This window comes from Paenibacillus sp. FSL M8-0334, assembly GCF_038000405.1.
Taxonomy (GTDB): domain Bacteria; phylum Bacillota; class Bacilli; order Paenibacillales; family Paenibacillaceae; genus Paenibacillus_AQ; species Paenibacillus_AQ campinasensis.
In genome coordinates, this window is sequence record NZ_JBBOCH010000001.1 from 922370 (window position 1) to 944841 (window position 22472).

Below are 22472 nucleotides of genomic sequence, written 5' to 3' on the forward strand. Positions count from 1 at the left end.
TTTTAATTAACGTTAATTAAGTAGATTATACATCCTTCTGCATAAAAATCAATCCATTTCACGACACTTCTCAATTGTTTTCGAATCTTTATACGTTCAACCGTTTATGTAGGGCGATGTAACCTGGGGCACAGAGCACTCCCCATGCCAAAAAGAGGTATCCTTACTCAAAGGATACCTCTTCTGAAAACATAAATTTATGCACTGCACGCAAACCATCTTGGATGCATAGATGTTCTATTCAAGCACGGTCCAAATATCCAGTGCCGCCAGACGAATCGCCTCCAACTCATGATTCCGGTATGCTCTTAATCGGTCAGTGCAAGCCTTGTTCCACAATAGCGATGCTCCGGCAATCTTCAGCAAAGAAAGCCCGATATATTGGGCCGCAACCAGCCGCCCATTTCTTAAATGGTCCACCAGGGCCAGCATGGCCTCCGGACTCCAATACGCCTGACTGGCACTGGCTGCCTGAGCGATCTGCCTATAAGCGTAGTCAAGCAGATACGGATGTGAATCCACCAATTGAATCACAGGCTCCAAATGCAGGGCAGCCAGATCCGCCTGGTTCCATTCAACCATCGCCAAATATAGCTTAATCACGGCTGGTTTCAGGGTTTCTTGGGATTTAAGAGCATCAATCAAGCCCGTATATAAAGGAACAAGCACCCGCCTTGCATTGGGAGGCAATGAGGTCAGCTTGTCAATCAAAGCCACGAGACGCTGTCGCTCCGGAAGGTCTCTCTCCGGAGCAGCATTCCACTCGGTCTTCGTCTTCATGTCGGCCAGCTGTGTGCAGACGCTGATGACCTGATCATTCACCTTTCCGTCATAACATGCCGCAATGAGCGTATCCATCGCGGCCCTCCATCTGCCTTTGTCCTCCATATCCAGAATCGCTCTGCTTGCGGAGGCCGCCACCTTCTCCTCACTTCCATTCACCCATTGGCTCATGACTTGGAAGGCCTCTCTTGCCACAACAGCATCAGCATGTCCTGCGATCTCGATAATCAATTGTAAATACCTTGACCTGTCCTGCACGGGAAGTCCACCAGCATATTGGTTAAGCAGGCTTCTTGCGATATCACGCTGCGGAGAAGCAGCCATGTCACGCAACATGGTCCAGCTGCGTTCATCATCGAGCCATTGTCTGGCGGCATGACCTATCGCAATCGTCACGTCTTTGTGTACATTCGGTTTCTCGTATTCGCGAATGAGCAGCGTCATGTTCTCACTGCTTTTATAAGCTCCCAGCAACCGAATGGCCTCTTTTCTCACCGTGATTTTCAATTTCTCACGATTCAGCAGATCCGACAGCATTGATGTCAGCGTCACCGGGCTTACCCTGCGCATGCATCTAGGGATCGAGTACATGGCAACCCGGGCACGGTCTCCATCGAGATGATCCAGCAATACAGGAAGTGCCTGCTCCGGCTCTTCCCATAACGAATAGGCGTAAAGCGCTGCCTCAACGACATGCACTTCTTGGTCCTGCAGCAGGACCTTCAGTTGATCGGAGCGATAATCCGGCATAACGGCCAAGCTGCGCATCGCCGACGCACGTTCATGGAAACTCCGCTTGTCATCCAGTGCCACCCGTTCCAAGAGAGAGGCGAATGCCTTTTGCTGACGCGGGAGCCACCGATGAAATCCATTAGAGGCGGGCACGACATAAATCGTTTTTCCTGATAAATGCTTGCCTTGGATGATGTTCCCCGAGATGAACGGGGTAAGCCACTCCTGACGCTTCAGATGCAGATGCATAAACACATCGTGAAATGAGATGAAGGATGGATCTCTGTCCAGCAGTTCTCTAACCCTCGCATCCCGAGTTCTATACGGCGCCAGCCAATAATGGACCGCCTGCGTCGGTACCACCTTGGCCTTCAGCAGCTCCTCCAGCAGAAGCTGCAGCTTCGGCAATCGATCCACGGCTTTTCCGAACAAATCAGCCATATGCAGGACCACACTTACGTTTTCACGCTTGTTCGCCTCTACCCCAAAGGCATAAATCTCATCAAACAACGCTTCCAGTGCAGAGCTTGGGATGCTATCCCAATTCATCCAGAAGAGCGCAAACTGACCGTCGCGCATCGTCAATCTTCCAAACGTTCTCAGAGCGAACTTAAACAGCACGCCCTTCGGCTCCGCGGCATGTTCACGCAGCAGGGCAAAAGCCAGCTTCTCCGTCGCCGATCTTGTCCCGTACGAAGTGTCCCTGGCTTCCACCACGCTATCCACCAGCACAGTCAGATCGTTCACATGCTCTTCTTTAAACATGGGGGCAGGACAGTTTGAGAGCTCGACCATCACTTGCCAGCGCACGGGATCCTGGTCGTTCTTGATTCGGGTCAGGAAGCGCAGCGTCTCATCCATTCCGCTTCGGGATAGCGCCGTGCACCGAATGAGATGGGCATAAGCCGCAGCACGCTCATCGCTATTATTCACCTGAACGGCTTGCTCCAGCTTCTCCCTGGCATGAACGATCAGAAGACGTGCCGTCGTTTCGAGCATGTTCTCACGGTCATCACGAATGTCGCGAAGCTCCAGCATGCGGGCAGCTTCCTTGTCACGCAGCCGGTGCGGCAGTACGTCCAGCAGCGGCATGGGGAACACGCGCGTCTTCCGTTCGTCTTCCTTATAAGCGGCATGAAATATCGCTTCGCGACAAGACGGGGCAAGGGTATCCAGCACCTTGGCTAGATGCGCCGGCTGATCTGCGAGTAGTGCCGCCAGTGTGGTCCACTGCGCTATGGTGAACATTTTTCGTTTTTTCAACACGCCTGCCGGAACGCCATGATTCAGAAGATATCCCCGCGCCTCCGCTCGTGTCAGCAGCTCGAATACATCCTCAGGGCTGGCCTGAATCAGAATGCCCAATTGCTGCTTGAGTACAGGATGAATTATTTCCTTCGGCCCAAGCTGCAAGGCACATTCCAGCACGATTGCTGGTCTTGAAGCACTCAGCACTTCAATCGCGGAAGAGAGGGTCCACCATACACCGGCCTTTTCCCGTTGTGTTGCGTTCTGTAAAGCATTCTTGAAATATGCTGCAACCAGATCGGGATGGTTCTTCGTTAGGAGCCGCCAATTGTGCAAGGCATACCCCAGCTGCGGTAGCCTAGAGTGAACCGTCTCTTCGCTGCACACGGCCAATAATAAGGACGCTTCTTGTGCCCCCCACCGGTCGAGCACGAGCGGCAGCAGCCGCTCTGCCCAATCCTGACGATATGTATTCACGATGCTCCGCAGCAATTGGCGTCGGCAATGATAGGACATCATAGCGATTTCAGCTTCAATCGAATGGTCCGGATCTGTCACCACTTCTGGCAGCAGTCTAGCCGCCCGCCCTCTGACCCCTGCCTTAGGGTGCTTCAGCGCCAACATAACCGCACGAGCATCGTTCACCACACCCGCTCCCGTCAAGGCTAAATGCGCCTCATAGGCGGTGCCGCTTTCGAGCAAGGATACGAGCAGCGCCGAATAATCCGCATCTCCTGTATGCTGGCGCCCCAGAAGCGCCATCCGCTTCATCCTGTCCGAATAACCCAGGGAATCCAGCTCCGCGAGCAACAGCTCTTTGTTCATCAGATCATGGTTATCTATCATTATTTTCTCCCCTCATGTTCCTGTAAGCGATCCCTAATTTCTCCGCATATGGTCGACTGACCGCCGTCGTGCACCCCGATTAGTACAAGTTTGCCTGGAAGTATATAACTTCTTCATAAGGGAAGGCTTCTCCTGTTCGATGCAACATTTCACCTCCTGATCGGGGTTTCTGCCTTGAGCCGGGGAGAGACGCTGCATACAAAAAAAAGATGCCTCGCAAGGGCCATGATAGGCCCTCTGAGTCATCCCTATTAGCTCAATGATGCGGATGGTTATCCGAACTTACTCGTTCCAGTATTGCTGGGCAATCTTTTGACCCTGATCGATCTTCGCCCATTGCTGGGCTTCGCTTAGCTCATTACCGCCATCGCAGGATGCAAAGCCGCATTGATGCGAGAGCAGCAGTCGATCCTTATCAAGGATTTTGGAGGCTTCGTTAAGCAGACGGATGACGCGTTCCTCATCATCCAGCGTGCTTGTTTTGGAGGACAGCAGGCCTAGAACAATTTCGGTTTCCGGTCTGTCCTTGAACACCTCCAGTGCCTCAATTGAACCTGCACGATCATCATCCCACTCCAGGAAGAAGCGGTCATATTTCAATTGCTTCAGGAACAGGTTGGCAATTTTCGCATAGGATCCACCGCCCATGTTGCGGGAATCGTAGTTCCCCCGGCAGTTGTGCGTCCACATTTTCAAGCCCAGGCTATGTCCGAAGTCAATCAAAGTATTGTTAATATCAATGAATTCCGTGGCCAGACCCTGTACTTCCTCTTGGTTAACATGCTCCCCGGTAAACGGAGAGTTCGGGTTGTCGTCTGCAAACAGCTCCCACAAGCAATCATCGAATTGCAGGATCTTGCCGCCTGCCGCAGCGAATTCTGACACAAATTCCTTATAGGCCTTCACCAGGCCCGCTTTGAGCTCCTGCTTGTTCTGATACACAGCATCGGTGCCGCCAATGTTATCCGACCAGGACAGCTCACCGTAGATATGCGAAGGGGACGGCACACAAAGTTTCGTTTGGTGATCGCCTGCGAAATCCTGCAGCTGCTTGAACAGCTTGATGAAATGATGGTTCTTGCCGCTCAGCGGGCCCGTAATGCGCAGCCCAATATCCTTGCGTGTCTCATATTTCGAGGTTCCGTCCACATCCCGGAAATAGTAGCCGTGGTCGGCGATATAACGCTCAACTCCAGCAAAGCCCCATACAAAATCCAGATGCCACATCGACTTGGAGAACTCGCCGTCCGTAACCACCGACAGGTTGTGCTCGATCTCTTTCTTAACGACCTGCTTGATCGCCTCTGTCTCACACTCGGCATACCCTTCAAAATCCTCATAAAACGGGTATCGTATATCGTCACGATGTTCAATCTGTGTTTTATATTTCAGCAGTTCTTCCGGACGCAGCAAACTTCCCACGATTTGAAACTTATCCGTCATGTAAATCCCCCCATGTATTGTATATCGAGAATCATATCATGAGGAGCGGCGTTAGAAGGCATACCAATAAATCATAACTAGCTATAGGTAAAAGCTATAACAAAAAGGATACGGAGTTCTCCGTATCCAGAGAAGTATATGGCTCACAGCATACTCCGCCGCAGCTCATAAAAGTACTGCACAGCGGGATGCTTTAGCTTTATTGTTTCCGCCATGTTCAGCATTCGCTTTTTGCCAACACGCCTGTCCATCAAGGCTAGAATATTCAACAGGATGTCACGGCTCTCCAGGCTTTCCTCTATCGAAGTCGCTAAATACGCCGTCGCTGCTACGGTAAAGTTGGATTTGCTTAATGCGGCCTGGGCGGACAGAAGCTCCTTGGCAAGTTCGGTTATTTTGCGGTTTCTTGCAATCACCTGTAGACGATCCTCGGGAACGGTTCCTTTCGTATCCTTTCGGACCGCTTCGATTTCATCGGGGGTGACAGGAACCTGGATATTCGGGTCATTCTTGATTTCCTGCTCGGTCTGATACCAACGTATAGGGCCTGCTGTATCACTCATATTGAGCACATTCTTCTTATCGACGGCCAGATAACAAATGCCGGGTTTATCCGGCAAATAACGATAACTGGTTGCCCGGTACTCGACCCTTCCATTTAACGAGGGAGAGAGAAAGCTCTCCAGCTGCTGCTTTAATTTGCTCCAGGCCATGGATCCTCCTATGTAACAATATTTCCTTTGCATAAAGTTCAACCAAATTGCGAACGCGGCATCATAGGCGCTGTTCTTCCGATATGGTATAATTAACCATACAACAGAATGGCTGTTATGGGCGGTCGGCTAGTCTCCCGGAAGGGAGGTGATGCCTGTGGAGGTTAAGGATGCTTTGACATTAATGATGCAATTCGGTTCGCTGCTTGTCACGCTTATCGGATTGGTCGTCACGATTGTCTTGGCATTGAACCAAAACAAAAAGAAATAGGCCGCCCTAGGCAAAGGTGACGACCTATTTCTGAACCTTGTACAGCCTACCGCCCTTAAAAGCGGCTGTTGTCAGGAGTGGGGATGTTAGCAGCATCCTCGCTCCACTTTATTATATACATATTGTACCATAAAATTACCCCGCATTGTAACTGCAGAAAAGTCCGAGATCCATTCCGGTGCGACGAACGCCCCTATAACAGCGTCTCCGTCGTCAGCGTAAAACCTTCAATGACGGCATCCTCATCGACCTCAATCAGAATGCAGCGTTTCCCCTGGTAGTTCACCTGCTTCACATACCTTAAATCCTGCGGGCTGAGCGAGATCGTGGCGACCTTCGTATTAATCTTAATCGACTTGGACGAAAATTTAGGAATCACACTGCTCGCCTTCAGTTCATAATTCCGGTCATCCACCACCGTCTCGAACGCTCGCTCCACCTTTTCCGGTGTCACGTCCTCCACACCGCTGACGGTCAGCACGCGCTCCACATCTTTATAATCCAGCCTCGGCGGCTCTTCCGCCTCTTGGTTGCTTTCAATGACAGCGTTGATTTCCTCATATACATGGGCGAGCGTAGCGGCGTCGAGCTGTTCGCCCGCCACTTCCTTCACGATCTCCTCGAAGACGCCCCGCTCCTCCATGGCGGTCATAGACCTTTCGGCATTCAATACCTGCTCGATGAAATGCGGGTTCGGATCATTCGATTTGCCCGTGCAGTACAGAATGCGATTCACATCGGAATAATTGTCCGTCACGCTGGGGTAGAAGAACCCCTGCTCCGGTGTACTCAATTTAATAATCGGATCCACGATGACATTGTACTTGAATTCCTTCTCTACATAATCGAACAGGAGCGTCTTCCGGTGCTTCTCGGTGGAATTGACGCTGCACAGGATGAATGGATGCCCGAACACCTCATCCTTGCCGGTCTCCTCGGCTTCCTCATTCCGGGCCTTGGTCGGACGGTAGTAAGTTCCGCGAACGAACGTGACAACCGTATCCCGTTCATACTTGGCATCCTCCATCATTTTGTCCACCAACATCAGCATCAGGTCCTGCCACTCTTCCGGATCTCCTGTCGACAGCCCTTGGTGGAGCATCACCCGCGTCGGTTCCCCCGTATCCGCCTGAAACTTCAATTCGAACAGCTTATGATCCAGTTCACCGGTCAGCAGCTTTTTGAAATTGCCCATGTACAGCTCCTGCTTCTCCCGGTCCAACAATTCGAACGGCTGCCGCTCCCAGTGATAGATTTCGTTCGTTTCCTTCATAATGTATACGTTCAGAATGTCGTCGATCTTCAGCAGATCGTTATCGAGCTTAAATTGCTTGCGTATATGTGCGACTTCCTTCTTGATCATAGTGTGTCAGACAACTCCTAGAAAGTTAAATTGGCTCTACCAGTATATACGATATACACCCCCTTCGCTAGCGAAGCTGAACGACTTGCCTGCCGATTCAACAAGCCCTCTCATTTGATTACTATATTTAACCGAAGCCTGCATAGCCCTCTTGTTGCAGCCAGTTCATAGAACTGTCATAGAGCGTATGCCAAAGATTTCATTTGTGAAAAAATGACACCATTTGAGGGTAGCACAAAATTCCACCGCCTGTGTATGGCCGTGGAATGATATGATGGGGGGACTGGATACCGGGTCATAGCTCCCCCTCTTCTTCTTTCCGCCAAAGCGAACCCCGACATCCTCGCTGACCCGCCGTGTTACTTAATGATCCTTACCATAATTAAGCCCTAGGCGGTAAGCCTGATTCAGCAGCATGTCATAGTGCTCAGGCTTGGAATCCAGGGTCTCGTATAGGAGTTCCACCTTGGAATTGGACACACCGCAATAATCGGCAATGCCCACATTCAGCAGATGGGTGATCATTTCATCATAGTTGCGCTTTTGCATCTGCTCCTTCGATACGCCTGCCAGACCGATCCACAACACATGCTCATGATGAAGGTGGTTGGCCCCATATGCAAACCCATTGTTCCAGACGCGGTCAATATATCCCTTTAGCATCGCCGGCAAATGCCACCACCAGACTGGAAAAACAAACGCCAGCGCATCATGCGCCTTCATCCGGTTGATTTCCTTCTCTACTTCAGGAGAGAAGATCTGTTCCGAAGCGGTCCAATCGGGCTCATCTGCGCCTTGCAGAACCGGATCAAAACCAATCCTGTGCAAATCCAGCACCTCCGCCTCATGACCCGCCTCAGCAAGACCTTGTACGAACCGATCAGCCACCTTGAAGGTCAAGGAATCCTGCCTCGGATGTGAAACGACAGTTAACACGTTCATGATGGTATCCCCACTACCTTTCGCAATCGCTCATTTCTAGCCATGATCTCTGGCTGATGCTATTATAAACAGTAAGAAACGGGGCTGGAAGAACGCACTTTGAAGTGCTATAGGGAGATGCAGGTGCCCTAGGAACATGGAGGTGCCCTGCGTAATTCCCCTTGCAGCGACAAAGGGACGACCTTGACCTAAGGGACCTGACCTAAGGAGCGTATGGATCCCATGGATTCGGCAGGTTGTTCCGAGCCCAACTCAGCCTTTTAACGGAGGTTTAAGCGAATGCGTGAACAGATGGATGATTCCGTTCAGAAGAAGTATCAAATCGGCGTGGAAGCCGCTTTAGAAGTCATGGGTGGAAAGTGGAAGCCGCTCATTATATATCATTTGATGACAGGACGGAAACGGACGTCCGAGCTGCGCCGGTTAATTCCCGGAATTACTCAGAAAATGCTGACCACGCAGCTCAGAGGTCTGGAGAAGGATGAGATCATTACACGCCAGGTGTATAATGAAGTCCCTCCGAAAGTGGAGTATGAGTTAACGCCCTACGGCTGGGGATTGAAGCCCGCGCTGGACCATTTATGCTATTGGGGTGAAGATCATCTGGATAAAATATATGGAGATAAATCCAAGGTGCTGGAGGAGTTCCATGACTCATGAGCCGCGCGCTCATCCGGATCTCTCCTCCTGTAGCCTAATTCGCCAATCGTCCCCTCACCCTGTATCCCGCGATATTCATCGATACATTGATATGAAACTCCAGATCCATCCCGCCCCCATCCAGGAACGTCATCATATACGTCACCACATAAGGTGTCTCAATATAGAACAAGGTTAACTGAAGTGTGTTCTCATTCTGCCAGACGGCGTAGGTTACAACCTCCTGCCGATGCAAGGCCAAATCTTTATGAAAGACATCCTGTGTATGCATCGGCCCTGTATAATCAAAAGGCAGCACATGATCCGGCTCATCTGCATAAGTCATGACAAGCTCCAGCTGCTGCGCTTCCTTGAGATAGAAGGCAACGGTTCGCAATCCACGCGGGTTATCGTCCATTAGGTAGCGGCTGGCATGCACAAGGGGCAAGCGGACGGGGACCGGCTGAGGCGCAGGGACCCGGCTGCGGAGATGGGCCAGCCGATGCTGCAGCTCGGCATGCGTTTGCGGGTTATAGGATACGCCGCTGTCCAAGCGATCGATAATATACGCATAGATCAGATCCAGAAGGGTCTGGAGCGGCTGCATGCTCTTGAAGCTGGAGGTGGCGGCTATGACGATATTTTCCTTAGGCGCTACAAAACATAACTGACCAAACCCGCCATCCCCCCGGTAACACCCGCGCCGGCATATATGAAACTGGTAGCCATAGCCCTGGGCGGAATCGATGCGCACTGCCCCGGCACGATTGTCGCTTTGTTCGGTGGTCGCCAGCTCCAGAAACCGCTCGGAAACTACCCTTTTACCCGCGTAGACACCTCGGTTCGCAAGCATCAGACCAAATTTGGCGATATCTTCGGTTGTCATGCTAAGTCCCATGCCGCCGGCCGTGATGCCGAGAGGGCAAGTCTCCCAGACTGGATGCTGGATTCCGAGCGGTTCGAATAGTCTGGGCATCAGATAATCCATCATATCCTGGCCGGTCGCCTGCTTAATGATCGCCGACAGCATATAGGTTGAGTGCGTGCTGTAGCGGTAGTGAGTCCCCGGTTCATGCTCGACATCCAGAGCCAGATAGGCGGTTACCCAGTCCTGCTCCTTCGCCACTTGATCATAGATGTTATCATGGTGCCCTGCGTTCATGGACAACAGGTGATGCACGGTCATCTTGGCGAGATTCGGTGAGATGACATCCGGACACTGGTCGGGGAAGAAAGAGATCACAGGATCGTCCAGGTTCAGGAATCCCTCATCGGATGCGATGCCTACGGCGATGGCGGTGAAGCTTTTGCTAAGGGAAAATAATAATTGCGGGGTATCCCGCCGATACGGCGGCCGCCAGAATTGAGCGGTAGCCTTGCCATCCTGCAGCAGCACAAAGCTGTTCACCTCCAATTGCAGCTGCTCCAAGCGGTTCACAAATTCGATGAGCGCTTGCGAGGACAGTCGATGATTCTCAGGGATATCTGTGATTAATGCCAATATGGGCGCCTCCTGCCTTTTACTTCTTTGTGCCATTTCAATCCTCATACGAGGATAGTACATGAATTGACCGAAACTCCCCGTCCGGAACCCGCCCGGCCGCGCTGAAAAATTTTCATTGAAATGTAGATAAGTGGCATGGTATAGTGATTGGAAATATTTTCATGGAGTTGAGATGATGCGTACTCTTCCGATCGATCCTTTATTGCTGGACTTCCCTGAAAGTTTTGAGAGCGAACGACTGTTGATTCGTGCCCCGCTATGGGGAGATGGTGCGGCGGTCAACGAGGCGGTCCGTGAAAGTGTCGAGGAATTACGACCATGGATGCCCTGGGCGCAGACCGTTCCGACCATCGAGGAATCCGAACTTAGCATTCGGCGAGCGAGGGTGCATTTTTTGGAGCGCAAGGACATGAGGCTGCATCTCGTGCATAAGGACACAGGACAGCTCATCGGCAGCAGCGGGCTTCACCGCATGAATTGGAAGTCGCGGAGCTTTGAGATCGGGTATTGGGTGCGCACTTCTTGTCAACAACAAGGCTATATCACCGAAGCCGTACATGCCATAACCCACTTTGCCATCCGCGAACTGCAAGCGAGCCGGATCGAGATCCGGTGCGATTCGCGCAATACGCGAAGCCGCCGTGTCGCGGAGCGGGCAGGCTTCACCTTAGACGGCATTCTCCGGCAAGATATGCTGGACGTCCAAGGCGCGCTGAGAGATACGATGGTATTCTCCAAAGTACGCGGAGTCGAATTCTAGGAGAATATGCATACCGCGCTGGGATGAAGAGGGGAGTCCTCCCCTCTTTTGCAGTGCAGGGAGTATCTTTATTTCACCCGCTTGATCGATACCGATTGATCCGGGAAATGCAGCACCACATTCCCGCCGGATGAGAACAGCACCTCGAACGATAGCATCGACTCGTTAACCGGCATAATCTCCTCGTATAACCAGTCGTCGATTTCCGGATGCATCACACACTGATCGTTATCATAGTTGAGATGCTGGTACTGAATATAGGACACCTTATCGAAGCAGAGGCACCACAATTCCTCATTCTCTTCGTTATCAATATCACTGGAGAGCGTGAAATGCACGCTCATATCATGCAGGCTCCGATGTTCAATATCCATCTTGGTCAGACGGTAATCATGAAATCCCCACGAGTTAAAATGGGCATACACATCCACGGGCAGCCGGGAAGAAAGCGTCTTCAGAATAGCGCTGTAGGCTTCGCGGTTGTGCTGCCACTGCCTGTCCACTTCTTGCCGTTCTTCCTCAGGAAGGTTATCCGTATTCTGCGCTATAAATAAATCATATCGAAAATATTTCATTTGTACTCTCTCCTGTCTGAATCATCTTATCAAGGCGAGTCAGGTTATATAGGTGTATATTCATCCACTATAGCTGGGTTTGGGCCGCATTTCAAATTTGCGGTTCGGTGATACGCTCTGCCTAAGCCATTTTCAGATAAACAGGAACAAGCCCCTGCTTCTCTCCACAGTAAAGGTGGCAGAAGAAGCAGAGGCTTGTATGGTTGTTATCCGTGCGTACTCGAATTAATTGCCCGCTGCACTAGCTCCGGCAATTCGCCCAAAGGTGAAAATATCCGTAATCGCGTTGCCGCCAAGCCGGTTGCCTGCATGAACACCGCCAGCTACCTCACCAGCTGCGAACAAGCCTTCAATCGGGCTGCCTTCGGTATTTAATACCTGGGCCTTTTCGTTAATCTCAAGGCCTCCCATGGTATGGTGCACCGATGGAGTCCTTGGTGTTGCAAAGAACGGGGCGGTTTCCAGCTTATCCCCAAAATTCTTCTTACCGAATTCTGGATCGAATTGGTTGTCTACATAGGTGTTATACTTCTTCATCTCGGCCACAAAGGTATCCACCGGAACCCCCATCTGCTCGGCCAAATCCTCCAGGGTATCAGCGACGAATATATTCTTGTTCTTGATCAGGTCTTGATAGTTATCGCCCCAGCCTGTCTTCCCATTCAGATCGGGGTTACCCAGCGAAGTATTATCGCTGATGATGAAGAAGGTTTGATCCGTCTGCTCCAGAGCAGCGGCAGCTAGCACGTCTCTTTCCGCGTACTCGTTCACGTATCGCTTGCCTTCCTTGTTTACGAATATCTGGGTTTCCGCGCTCCCCCACACGCCGCCGGACAAGGCCCCTGTTCCCGGCTGACCGCTCGGCATCAGCTGGATAAAGCCCATGCCCCACAGGCTCGCTCCGACTTCCTTACCCATAACAATACCGTCGCCTGTAGCATTCGTCGTGTTGGTTGTCAGAATATTGGCATCCAGTTCAGGCCAGTAGTTATTGTATTCCAGAACCATTTCCGTGTTCGCACCAAAACCGCCAGTCGCCATAACGACGCCCTTCGAAGCCATTAGGGTGACCGGAGTGCCGTCCGATTGCTCGGCAGTCACGCCCGTAACTCTGCCATTTTCGACAATCAGTCGGGTCGCTTTCGTATTCAACATGATTTCCGCGCCGAGATCTGTCGCTCTTTTTTCCATATTGTTAATGTAGCCCATTCCGAGTGGTTCGACGTTATGGTGAGTTCTAGGCCACAGGGCACCCAAAACCGTACCGATGCCGTCCTGGAACTTCACGCCATGGCTCTCCAGCCACTCAATCGTGCTATAGCTGTTGGACGTGAGGGTATCGACCAGTTCGAATTTACCGGAGATTTCTTTGCCCTCCAGATCGGTTCGTTTGCCGCCGATATAGGTATGAATCGCATGCAGCTCTGGGGAATCGAATAACTTGCTCGTATCCCCGCTCTTAAAATATTCCTCAACCTGTCCCTTGAGTGTTCTCAGCGTATCCGCATAATCGCCGAATTCTTGCTCGTCGAAGGCAAGAATTTCCTCGAGCTCATGGGTCAGCGCTTTGGTCATCTCAACATTAGGCTGTCTGACCGGATCATAGGAGTTGAATTCGCCTCCCGAACGAAGGGTGTTCCCGCCGAGCGAAGGCGATTTTTCGATCAGAATAACCTTGGCTCCGTTCTCCGCAGCCGAGACCGCAGCAGCCAGACCCGCTCCACCTCCGCCGATCACAACAACCTCGGTGTCCTTGGAAATCGCTTCCTTAGCAGCCGATTTAATCGGTTCCCTGTTCTTTAATTCATCGATATCCGCCCCGGCCTTCGCCAAAGCATCGGCAATCGCCTCGATCAGACCTTCGCTGGACACGGAGGCGCCGGACACCACCTCAACCTTCAAACTCTGTCCTTCTACTACTTTCTGCGGAATGGTATCAAAGACCGCATCGCTGACTCCCTCTGTATCCTGCTGCTCCAGCACTTTGACCGATAGAATCTTGCTGGCATCAACCGTCACCTCTACCTTAATCGTACTATGTAGGCCTTGCGCTTCCCCCGTATAAGTCCCCGGCGTGTAAATCCCCTGGGGATCCGCCGTTTCAGCGATCTCTTCCTTGTCCGAGCCGCTGCACCCGATCATACTCATAATCAAAATAAATACGAGTGCTACTAAAAAACTTCTTCTTCCGTACTTGCCCCTAAGATGTCTCATGTTACCTACTCCTTCTCATAGTTTGTTATTTTTTTCACAATATAAGTGAAAAAAATCACGAGTTTGCCGAAAGCAAATTCGCTTACCTGATGATTATACACGCTTTGTTTTGTAAGCCATGTGCTATTTTTCACTACTTAGTGTTAACGGTAATGGCAATACGCTGTTAGCAGGTCCATGGGCGATATACACAAGACCACGTCTCGCATGGCGTGCAACCGCTCATCCATTTTCATCAAAATAAAGGGCTCAAATCAGAGATCAGTGCTTGATTTTCAGAGAAGTATGCCGCTACGGGGAATGAGGGGACTTCCGATCGCTGCCCACCCCCAGATTTTACTACCGCCTCAGCGGTTGAAATCCGGGGACAAAGGCGAGCGCTTTGCTTCTCCAGTCTCCCTCTTCCCCTTCGCTTCAAGCCTGTTATGATTTCAAGCACTGGTGATTAGGTTGGAGCCAAATAATCCATGGGCTCACACGGAGAGCGACAATCTCTTGGACTTTGTGAGTATAATTGGCTTTCAAATTTCAATTCACGCTCTCACATGGAGAGCGACTGTTGCCGCACTTGAGCTGCACATCCGGTTCGGGATTTCAATCCACGCTCTCACATGGAGAGCGACAAGATAGACACATGACCCAATCGGAGCTTGCCAATTTCAATCCACGCTCTCACATGGAGAGCGACCTTTTGCGGCCTCGGAATAACTCTTGTAATTTTGAATTTCAATCCACGCTCTCACATGGAGAGCGACCAAAAAGCCCGTGATGCGATTGCTGACCAGCAGTGATTTCAATCCACGCTCTCACATGGAGAGCGACAACTCGTGATTCAGGCGTTCTTGTTCTTCTCGGGCCTATTTCAATCCACGCTCTCACATGGAGAGCGACAGCGGATCTAAACCGGGACCGCGGCACGATTTCTATTTCAATCCACGCTCTCACATGGAGAGCGACTCAACCGGGAAGGCGGCAAGGTCCTTGATTTCAAATTTCAATCCACGCTCTCACATGGAGAGCGACGGCGTAGTCAGGGTTGTCTCAAAGTCCCCGACCGGATTTCAATCCACGCTCTCACATGGAGAGCGACATCAATACAACGACCATCGGCGACCAAGTGTTCACATTTCAATCCACGTTCTCACATGGAGAGCGACCATCGTGGATTATTACCCTTCCTTCGCCGGCGATCTTAGATTTCAATCCACGCTCTCACATGGAGAGCGACGGTCTCAAATAAAACGAGAGAGGATGATTATAAATGATTTCAATCCACGCTCTCACATGGAGAGCGACACATACTCTATCAACTCGGTTATATCTTTCAGTTATTTCAATCCACGCTCTCACATGGAGAGCGACGAGAGGAGCGCCGAAGTATGGATGAGTTGATCGAAATTTCAATCCACGCTCTCACATGGAGAGCGACCTGCCGTCAGACAGTTCAAACTCAAGGCACGCCGAAGTATTTCAATCCACGCTCTCACATGGAGAGCGACCTTCTTCTCCCGGCCTGCAAGGTCATCCTTACGGATTTCAATCCACGCTCTCACATGGAGAGCGACCAGGCTGCTTCATCCAAACTGGGCGAGCACGCCGCGATTTCAATCCACGCTCTCACATGGAGAGCGACACGATCCCGTTACCAACCCATGCAAAAAAGATAGATTTCAATCCACGCTCTCACATGGAGAGCGACCGGAGCAGCTTGCGGATGGATCGGTCACAACACAATTTCAATCCACGCTCTCACATGGAGAGCGACATCCGGGATCACTAACAACTTTTCCAAGTCACTTTTATTTCAATCCACGCTCTCACATGGAGAGCGACCGCTTGCATTAGAGCCTTTACCGGATCTCTTGGCAACATTTCAATCCACGCTCTCACATGGAGAGCGACTTGAGGATATCAATTATTTGGTTCTTCCTGTGAATTTCAATCCACGCTCTCACATGGAGAGCGACTTTATTCAAACTAGTCCTCCATTTGTTTTGCAAATTTCAATCCACGCTCTCACATGGAGAGCGACTTCAGTAATTTTGCCTTCCCTCCTTAGTTAATCATTTCAATCCACGCTCTCACATGGAGAGCGACGGTGATCACCATGTCGGTGACTGCGGACATGGGACTATTTCAATCCACGCTCTCACATGGAGAGCGACGGAGCGTGAGTTTAATGCATACAAGCTACTGTCAGATTTCAATCCACGCTCTCACATGGAGAGCGACGAAGCCATCAAAAACGAGACGGTTCGTTTGTCTCAACGATTTCAATCCACGCTCTCACATGGAGAGCGACATTTTTTATAGTAATCAACTTGATTTCTTTTTCTTATTTCAATCCACGCTCTCACATGGAGAGCGACTAGCATTTTTACCTATTGTTTGGATCTGGCGCATATTTCAATCCACGCTCTCACATGGAGAGCGACCATACCGGTACGAAAAAGTTAAAGATCCGGTGACCAAAATTTCAATCCACGCTCTCACATGGAGAGCGACAGTGCCGCCAGCGCTTTAGGTCCCGTTTTAGTTTGGTATTTCAATCCACGCTCTCACATGGAGAGCGACAAATGTTGACATTTTGGATAGATATGTAATTAGAATTTCAATCCACGCTCTCACATGGAGAGCGACATTTTGTTATTTATAATTAGCGCCATGATCGTTTACGATTTCAATCCACGCTCTCACATGGAGAGCGACTCGACGTAAAAGGAGAGTTCGCGGTACTTCGACTATTTCAATCCACGCTCTCACATGGAGAGCGACTTCGTAACTCATACCCTATAAACCCCCTTGGCTATTTCAATCCACGCTCTCACATGGAGAGCGACAGCGGGCCTTGCGAAGCCTTGAGCCACAAGGCTTCGCATGCCTAAAAGTGCGAACCTACTTTGCGAGCACGAATTTTTTCATTAATTTCAGCCAAAATCTCTACAAATCCTTTAATGACGCGGGGTGCGAACCTCCCAGGGATTTGATGTGCGCTTGGGGTTCGCACCACTAGAAGATAAGCGGCTCTTCTAAATCTATCGCCGGCTTGGCCCCAATGTGCTCTACTTTGGTTTTGTAGTTATTGCCTAACCGATAGAAGCGCAAGCTATCTTTTTCTTCATCAATTAACTGGGTCAACTCCAATTTCAGAGCAGTGAACTGGGCTGCATCCACAATGCACTCAAACACGGAGTTCTGCACCCGCTGCCCGTAATTCTGGCACGCCTTGGACACTTTACGCAGCCTTGCAGCACCTCCTGTCCCAGACGTTTGAACATCATAAGTAATGAGTACAAGCATTAGGGCTCACCTACTTCCATAAGAATGGCGGATACTCATCTAAATCACCGCGCAAGAAACGAGCCAATAATAAGGCCTGAACGTAGGGAACCAGCCCCCAAGAGATTTTCTCACCCAGATAGGGATGTGTAATACTTTCTTGTTTCTTGGTTTGCCATGCTTTCAGAAACGATTTACGCGCCTCGTCCGTCATCAGTACAGCTCCGTTTTCTTTTGTAACAAAATCGCTGGCTGTCACTTCTTTTCGATTGATCAGCGATAGCACAAATCGGTCTGCATAAATCCCTCGCAGCTCTTCCATTAGATCCAAAGCCAGTGAAGCGCGGCCAGGACGGTCTTGGTGCATAAAGCCGACATAAGCGTCGAGGCCCACGGTCTCCAGTGCCGCAGCTGTATCTTTAGCCAAGAGCGTGTAAGCGAAAGACAACATGGCATTCACTTTATCCTTAGGCGGCCTCCTGGATCTCCCATGAAAGAAGAACTCTTCTTTCTGCTGCAATATCATCTGATCAAACACACGGTTATAGTAAACCGCCGCTTGACCTTCCCAGCCTCGCAGACTTTCCAGGTTATTACTGTTACGGACTTCCCGCATAATGTCCGAGAGCTGACCCGACACGGTTTTAAATTGTTCAACATCAATTCGCAGCGGATATTCCCGCGTCATACGCTCCAGGATCCACTTATGGTTATAAACTTTCCCTGTAATGAAGTTTCGTGCGATCTTCGTTGCTTGCTCTTCATGATCAGAAATTCGGTACTGCGTCTTTCGCAAAATGACGTTTCCCCGGCTCTCACCGATCACTCTTGCCAAGAATCTGCCACTTTGTGTCAAGAAAGTGATGGAAATATTCCGCTCAGCGCAATACCCCATTAGCGCAGGACTAGCCCCCGTGTATCCAAAGCTGACGATGGCCTCCAAGTTATGAAGCGGCAACCGGCCCAGCTTCTCATCACCTTTAAGCAATAACACATTGTCACCATCAAGTGCCAAGTAGGTGTCAGGCTGAGTGACATACAACGTATTAAGCAGCTTCCTCATTCCCTCAGCCTCCCCTCGATGTAGCTTTGGACGGAGCGTTTATGCATTAGATTAGGCACACAGATATGCTGTAAGGAGCAATTTTTGCAGAATGGACCTGTCTTTACCTTCGGCGTGTGACGTTTATCGTAGTAATGATGCATTTCCGTTGCCATTTGTCTTACTTGGTCCCGCAGCATGTCACTAATCGGAACTTCGATGCGATGCTTGATCTCGTTGTAGAATATGTACCCTGTGTCCACACGGCACAGCATCATCTCTTCCAGGCACATCGCTTGGGCTGCTAGCTGAATGACGTCTTCGTCTCCTTTTTTCGGCTTCCCCCGCTTATATTCAACCGGGTAGACCTTATAAGTACCCTTCACTCCCGCCAGCTCTACGCCATCCGGGTCCTGGATAAATTCAACCACGTCACAAATTCCACTAAGCTGCAGTTCCTTGGACTGAATCGGCATTGCGCGAACAATCAACTTGTCTCTACGCTTTTCTTTGATAAAAGGTTGATCCGCTCTATGATGCAAGTGCTGACCTTCAATCGTTCTAGCATTCTCTTCCCACTGCTGCTCGATATGAATCAGGGCCCACTGACGTTTGCAGAATTGGAAATGCTGGAGCCCTGACAACATCAAATAGCGGTCCTCGTCATTAACGACCATCAATAACCTCGACATTCAAACCATCGAGTTCCTCAAGTTCAATTGTATAATCATCAAAGCTTTTGGGGTCCACAGTTTCCGAACGAACCGTTAAGGAACGATGCACCTTGGCCGACGAATATTGTCCCAGCTTGGAAGAATGATTCCACCAGTAAACCTTATGGACTTCCATACTGCCTTCTGGGCGAGCAGAAGAACTGTCATTTTCAAAAAGCGTAATCAACGCCTGCTTGATTTTCTCGGCATCTTCTTCTGTAAAACCTGTCTTCTCCGCAAGTTGGGTGTTAATACTGCCCTTGAACACGTACACGCCAAAATCCACACGATGCTTCATGCCCATCGTATCGGAGCTGCGCTTGTCCCCCGTTACGGAGTTGACGCTTTTGGTGATCTGCGTGCTGACAATATCGATCGGGTGAACGCTAGTTGCAGTATGAATGGACACAGGACCACGGACGCCTACAGACAGCTCGGAACCTTTGAAAGCAAATACTTGTCCAAAGCTGCGCACATCAATCCATTCTTGACAAGCGAGTTTGGCAAATTCATCGGTTGATGCATTTTTCCCTTTCAGCATTTTCGCCAGCTCCGGATGAGCATCCGCACGTTCACGCAAACTTTTGAATTCATCCGCTTTTCTGTCATCGGACTGGACGAAAACCTTCTCTCCCATATCCAGCAAGCGGTTGCGGATTTTACGTTTGATAGCTACATCGGAGATCTCTCCGTGGCCATCATAATTTTGACGAGGACGATTGCCGTTCAAAGGGTCCCCATTCGGATTGGCTTTTGTAACTGATAAAATAACAGCAAAATCAATTTTATGATCAAGAATGCTCATTCGTTTGTATCCTCCTCTTTTTTCTTATAAAGTTCACGGCGTTGACTGTAGAATCCCAGCAAATATTGCTCTGTTAAAGGAGCATTATTAAAGTCGCCATCCTTAAATTGATCGGCGATCTCATCAATCATCTTGGATAAATAGGTGGCTTTCGTACCCAGTTTGGCCTGATAAGGCTGCAGACTGGCCTGAATTGTTTTCCAGGTTCTACTAGGATTCTGGGCAAAAGAGTTCATATAACGAATCGCGTTGGTGGACCTCGTCTCGTCTTTGCCAAGCGCCCCTCGCTCCAGCACATCCGCCACAGCCAGCAAGCGGCCAAACAGATAACTTCGATCCTTGGACTCGGTGTTTAGCGGCACATTCCATTCCTCCTTTTGTTCCAGCAGCATTTTCCGGATCAATGCGCATGCAATACTTAGCGTCTTCTCCCATTCCCACCGTTCCATCGAAACCGGATTCGAAGCCCGATGGAAGGCACTCCTAACAATGTCTCGGGGAACTGCGCGTCCATCAACGATGCAAGGAATAACCCGTTCCATCAACCCTTTGACGATCTTTTCACTCGCTCTTGGGCCATAAGCTGCAAAAGCAATATCCTTGGTTGCTGGCGCTCCATAGAATGAAATAAACTTCTCTTCATCCCTGCGGTACCGATGCTCCCAGGCACAAGACTTGTGCCACTCTTCCAAACGGTTTAAATACAGCTCTTTATTCATATGGCGATAGTAAAGCACCGCCATTCGGCCCGTCGTTGCCGAGTCCAGAACGAGAATATTCACTTCTGCTTGGTATGTAAGGTCATTCCTGAACCCGTCAATTGCTCGTTTTACTTGTTCGGCATACGGTTTGTCCGTATCTGGTTCCCGTTCGATTTCCCGGCCTGAATGCCGCATCATGTCTACAATATCTTCGTCCGTATTCGGAACAGGACCATTATCGTTGCCCCACACCAGGAAGACGCGTTCATCGATTGTTTTCCCTTGACGGTGAATCAGCCATTTCAAGGCGTTATGCGCTTTCTGCGATACTTCATAACTGATCGCTACGGCTTCCTTACTCGATTTGAAGCGTCCGCGAAAAGTGAAGCCAGAATTGTCATTCGCAGAAATTAACTTTGCTTTGTCAGCCGCATGACGAATTTTGTTCGCATGCCGCTCCGTACTCGGACGAGTTTTTCCGGTAACGAAACAAACATCCTGTTCCCCCAGCTTCTGATTGTAAAAGGCAATGAAGGAATCATACATCGTTTTATCTTTCCAAACTTCCTCCGGTGAATCAGGGGTGAACACATTAAATCTGATAAAAGCACTGGACGTATCTGCAGCCCCGCTTGAGAAAATAGGTGGCTTTTCCCCGAGCTTCTCTTCGTATTTTTTATCCCATTTCTCTATCAATCGACCGTTCTCGTCCAGCTTGATGATTTCTTCGGCCACCAAGTCCTCGATTAATCTGCCTTTGCGTAAATACGTATAAATACATTTCAATTTCTCAGTGGCATATGGCGAATTGGCCCATTCTTCTAAATTATGGATGTACTTGTCAAAAGGCAACTCATCCGGATTTTTAATCTGACCGCCATACTTTACAAAATCACCAGCGACATAACTCAACTTGTCGTGTAACGGGTATGGAGCAACCTTGGAGCCTGATCGACTCGCTGACTCCTCGGTGCATGGGATTAAAGTGCTCTCTTTATCAAGCACCCTAGCCTTCAGAAAATCACCGTCTTCATCGATCGTAACTTCTATATGTGCATTCTGGGTCGTATGTGACACAGGGAGCAGCGTGTATTCCCGGTCACTACGTTTTTTCACCGTTTTACCAACTTGATCTAAATTAGCTTCATAGGTTTCATACAGGTGGAGCAGCCAACTCATCTTATTCACCTCCTAAATCACGGAGCAGTTGTTCCGCTGACTCGATGTTATCTGAATTGAACGATTTGGGCTCCATCTCTCTAACGGGACGAACAATCGTGCACTCCTCCGGCTTTGGAAACTGGATATACCCTTTGTTCATCTCAACAGGCCATAGTCTTACCGAAAGTTCATTCCTTCCCGTTTCATCCGGATAATTGAACCCATGGACCATCGTTCCTAAATACTGCGTTCTTTCATCCGTATCGTAAAAACCCTCTCCACTACCAAATTCACAAGGCTGTACATATCCCTGGCATTCTCTAGTACCGAGGAAAATATCTCTGCGTCCACCCGCTTTCAACGAACGTTGGAGGATGCTGTAATGCTTCCCTTCATTGCGGTCAAAGGCGAGATCAGGCCGGTGTTCGTTAAAGACAAAGTGGGCCTTTACTTGATAACGGACATCCTTAAGATACGTATAATTAGCCAGCGTGTTCCCGCCCCCGTAATCAATTGGGCGCACACCTTTTGACTCCATCTGGATCGGATTCATTACACGCAACTCGTCGATGATATACATGATAGTGGGTTTCCAGTAGATGGACTCTAGTATGCCTTTAATTGCCTGGTAGGTAGGCACACTGTAAGATAACTTCTCACCTCCAATTCTGGTTAGAGGATCGGTGAAAAGAGCGTATTCGCCGAAAACTTCGAACTGGACTTCGTTTCTCATGGTTT

Annotated in this window: 17 protein-coding genes and 1 CRISPR repeat array; of the genes, 3 read left to right on the top strand and 14 right to left on the bottom strand. The window is 49.9% G+C overall.

All coding sequences use genetic code 11. The annotated features are described in order from the left end of the window. Positions 1-237: 237 nt before the first annotated feature. From MKX64_RS04175 to MKX64_RS04185, 3 genes are all read right to left on the bottom strand, one after another. On the bottom strand, positions 238-3609 hold the full coding sequence (locus MKX64_RS04175; RefSeq protein ID WP_341035392.1) for a HEAT repeat domain-containing protein: 3372 nt from the start codon (positions 3607-3609) through the stop codon (positions 238-240). A 282-nt stretch (positions 3610-3891) separates the two neighbouring features. Beyond that, positions 3892-5052 (bottom strand): cobalamin-independent methionine synthase II family protein, encoded by a 1161-nt coding sequence (locus MKX64_RS04180; RefSeq protein ID WP_341035393.1) that lies wholly within the window; start codon positions 5050-5052, stop codon positions 3892-3894. Between the two features lie 143 nt (positions 5053-5195). Continuing rightward, positions 5196-5765: an SF0329 family protein gene (locus MKX64_RS04185; RefSeq protein ID WP_095397559.1), complete on the bottom strand. Its 570-nt coding sequence runs from the start codon at positions 5763-5765 to the stop codon at positions 5196-5198. 157 nt (positions 5766-5922) lie between these two features. On the opposite strand from MKX64_RS04185, the gene MKX64_RS04190 reads away from it, so the two are divergent. Beyond that, on the top strand, positions 5923-6036 hold the full coding sequence (locus tag MKX64_RS04190; RefSeq protein WP_244908173.1) for a putative holin-like toxin: 114 nt from the start codon (positions 5923-5925) through the stop codon (positions 6034-6036). A gap of 193 nt (positions 6037-6229) precedes the next feature. Here the strand turns inward: MKX64_RS04190 and MKX64_RS04195 are convergent, their stop codons facing one another. Both MKX64_RS04195 and MKX64_RS04200 read right to left on the bottom strand, forming a co-directional pair. Continuing rightward, positions 6230-7399: a DUF4317 domain-containing protein gene (locus MKX64_RS04195; RefSeq protein ID WP_095397560.1), complete on the bottom strand. Its 1170-nt coding sequence runs from the start codon at positions 7397-7399 to the stop codon at positions 6230-6232. A 363-nt stretch (positions 7400-7762) separates the two neighbouring features. After that, positions 7763-8341 carry an NAD(P)H oxidoreductase gene (locus MKX64_RS04200; protein ID WP_095265429.1) on the bottom strand — a complete coding sequence of 193 codons (579 nt, stop codon included), beginning with the start codon at positions 8339-8341 and terminating at the stop codon, positions 7763-7765. Between the two features lie 279 nt (positions 8342-8620). Here MKX64_RS04200 and MKX64_RS04205 point away from each other — a divergent pair, with 279 nt between their 5' ends. Beyond that, on the top strand, positions 8621-9001 hold the full coding sequence (locus tag MKX64_RS04205; RefSeq protein ID WP_095265430.1) for a winged helix-turn-helix transcriptional regulator: 381 nt from the start codon (positions 8621-8623) through the stop codon (positions 8999-9001). 34 nt (positions 9002-9035) lie between these two features. Here MKX64_RS04205 and MKX64_RS04210 read toward each other — a convergent pair whose 3' ends face one another. Continuing rightward, on the bottom strand, positions 9036-10481 hold the full coding sequence (locus tag MKX64_RS04210; protein WP_341035394.1) for a serine hydrolase domain-containing protein: 1446 nt from the start codon (positions 10479-10481) through the stop codon (positions 9036-9038). 175 nt (positions 10482-10656) lie between these two features. Here MKX64_RS04210 and MKX64_RS04215 point away from each other — a divergent pair, with 175 nt between their 5' ends. Continuing rightward, positions 10657-11244, top strand: a complete 588-nt coding sequence (locus MKX64_RS04215) for a GNAT family N-acetyltransferase (protein WP_413773646.1) — start codon at positions 10657-10659, stop codon at positions 11242-11244. A 68-nt stretch (positions 11245-11312) separates the two neighbouring features. On the opposite strand, the gene MKX64_RS04220 is transcribed toward MKX64_RS04215, so the two are convergent. The 8 genes from MKX64_RS04220 to cas5c all read right to left on the bottom strand — a co-directional run bounded on the left by MKX64_RS04220 (position 11313) and on the right by cas5c (position 22467). Next, complete coding sequence (locus tag MKX64_RS04220) at positions 11313-11819, bottom strand: hypothetical protein (protein ID WP_155619127.1); 507 nt, start codon at positions 11817-11819, stop codon at positions 11313-11315. Positions 11820-12044: 225 nt separating this feature from the next. Continuing rightward, entirely contained in the window at positions 12045-14033 is a 1989-nt protein-coding gene (locus MKX64_RS04225; RefSeq protein ID WP_341035395.1) for a flavocytochrome c, read from the bottom strand. A gap of 525 nt (positions 14034-14558) precedes the next feature. Continuing rightward, a CRISPR array of direct repeats spans positions 14559-16873; the repeat unit is 32 nt; unit sequence ATTTCAATCCACGCTCTCACATGGAGAGCGAC. A gap of 169 nt (positions 16874-17042) precedes the next feature. Next, positions 17043-17333 carry a CRISPR-associated endonuclease Cas2 gene (gene cas2 / locus MKX64_RS04230; RefSeq protein WP_341035396.1) on the bottom strand — a complete coding sequence of 97 codons (291 nt, stop codon included), beginning with the start codon at positions 17331-17333 and terminating at the stop codon, positions 17043-17045. Positions 17334-17343: 10 nt separating this feature from the next. Then, positions 17344-18375, bottom strand: coding sequence for a type I-C CRISPR-associated endonuclease Cas1c (cas1c, locus tag MKX64_RS04235; RefSeq protein ID WP_095265436.1), 1032 nt, complete (start codon positions 18373-18375; stop codon positions 17344-17346). Continuing rightward, a complete protein-coding gene (cas4, locus tag MKX64_RS04240; RefSeq protein ID WP_095265437.1) occupies positions 18372-19031 on the bottom strand; it encodes a CRISPR-associated protein Cas4 in 660 nt (219 codons plus the stop codon). The genes cas1c and cas4 overlap by 4 nt, the downstream gene beginning before the upstream one ends. Next, positions 19021-19872: a type I-C CRISPR-associated protein Cas7/Csd2 gene (gene cas7c, locus MKX64_RS04245; protein ID WP_095265438.1), complete on the bottom strand. Its 852-nt coding sequence runs from the start codon at positions 19870-19872 to the stop codon at positions 19021-19023. Before cas7c ends, cas4 begins: the two co-directional genes overlap by 11 nt. Further along, entirely contained in the window at positions 19869-21752 is a 1884-nt protein-coding gene (cas8c, locus tag MKX64_RS04250; protein WP_095265439.1) for a type I-C CRISPR-associated protein Cas8c/Csd1, read from the bottom strand. The genes cas7c and cas8c overlap by 4 nt, the downstream gene beginning before the upstream one ends. Before the next feature lies 1 nt (position 21753). After that, positions 21754-22467 carry a type I-C CRISPR-associated protein Cas5c gene (gene cas5c / locus MKX64_RS04255; protein WP_095265440.1) on the bottom strand — a complete coding sequence of 238 codons (714 nt, stop codon included), beginning with the start codon at positions 22465-22467 and terminating at the stop codon, positions 21754-21756. Positions 22468-22472: the final 5 nt, after the last annotated feature.

What these genes read in the sequence shown, in the direction of transcription:
- MKX64_RS04175 (WP_341035392.1), bottom strand. Translation starts at nt 3,609, where the DNA reads ATGATAGATAACCATGATCTGATGAACAAAGAGCTGTTGCTCGCGGAG.
- MKX64_RS04205 (WP_095265430.1), top strand. Translation starts at nt 8,621, where the DNA reads ATGCGTGAACAGATGGATGATTCCGTTCAGAAGAAGTATCAAATCGGC.
- cas7c (WP_095265438.1), bottom strand. Translation starts at nt 19,872, where the DNA reads ATGAGCATTCTTGATCATAAAATTGATTTTGCTGTTATTTTATCAGTT.
- MKX64_RS04225 (WP_341035395.1), bottom strand. Translation starts at nt 14,033, where the DNA reads ATGAGACATCTTAGGGGCAAGTACGGAAGAAGAAGTTTTTTAGTAGCA.
- MKX64_RS04215 (WP_413773646.1), top strand. Translation starts at nt 10,657, where the DNA reads ATGATGCGTACTCTTCCGATCGATCCTTTATTGCTGGACTTCCCTGAA.
- cas2 (WP_341035396.1), bottom strand. Translation starts at nt 17,333, where the DNA reads ATGCTTGTACTCATTACTTATGATGTTCAAACGTCTGGGACAGGAGGT.
- MKX64_RS04185 (WP_095397559.1), bottom strand. Translation starts at nt 5,765, where the DNA reads ATGGCCTGGAGCAAATTAAAGCAGCAGCTGGAGAGCTTTCTCTCTCCC.
- MKX64_RS04195 (WP_095397560.1), bottom strand. Translation starts at nt 7,399, where the DNA reads ATGATCAAGAAGGAAGTCGCACATATACGCAAGCAATTTAAGCTCGAT.
- cas8c (WP_095265439.1), bottom strand. Translation starts at nt 21,752, where the DNA reads ATGAGTTGGCTGCTCCACCTGTATGAAACCTATGAAGCTAATTTAGAT.
- cas5c (WP_095265440.1), bottom strand. Translation starts at nt 22,467, where the DNA reads ATGAGAAACGAAGTCCAGTTCGAAGTTTTCGGCGAATACGCTCTTTTC.
- MKX64_RS04200 (WP_095265429.1), bottom strand. Translation starts at nt 8,341, where the DNA reads ATGAACGTGTTAACTGTCGTTTCACATCCGAGGCAGGATTCCTTGACC.
- cas4 (WP_095265437.1), bottom strand. Translation starts at nt 19,031, where the DNA reads ATGGTCGTTAATGACGAGGACCGCTATTTGATGTTGTCAGGGCTCCAG.
- MKX64_RS04180 (WP_341035393.1), bottom strand. Translation starts at nt 5,052, where the DNA reads ATGACGGATAAGTTTCAAATCGTGGGAAGTTTGCTGCGTCCGGAAGAA.
- MKX64_RS04220 (WP_155619127.1), bottom strand. Translation starts at nt 11,819, where the DNA reads ATGAAATATTTTCGATATGATTTATTTATAGCGCAGAATACGGATAAC.
- cas1c (WP_095265436.1), bottom strand. Translation starts at nt 18,375, where the DNA reads ATGAGGAAGCTGCTTAATACGTTGTATGTCACTCAGCCTGACACCTAC.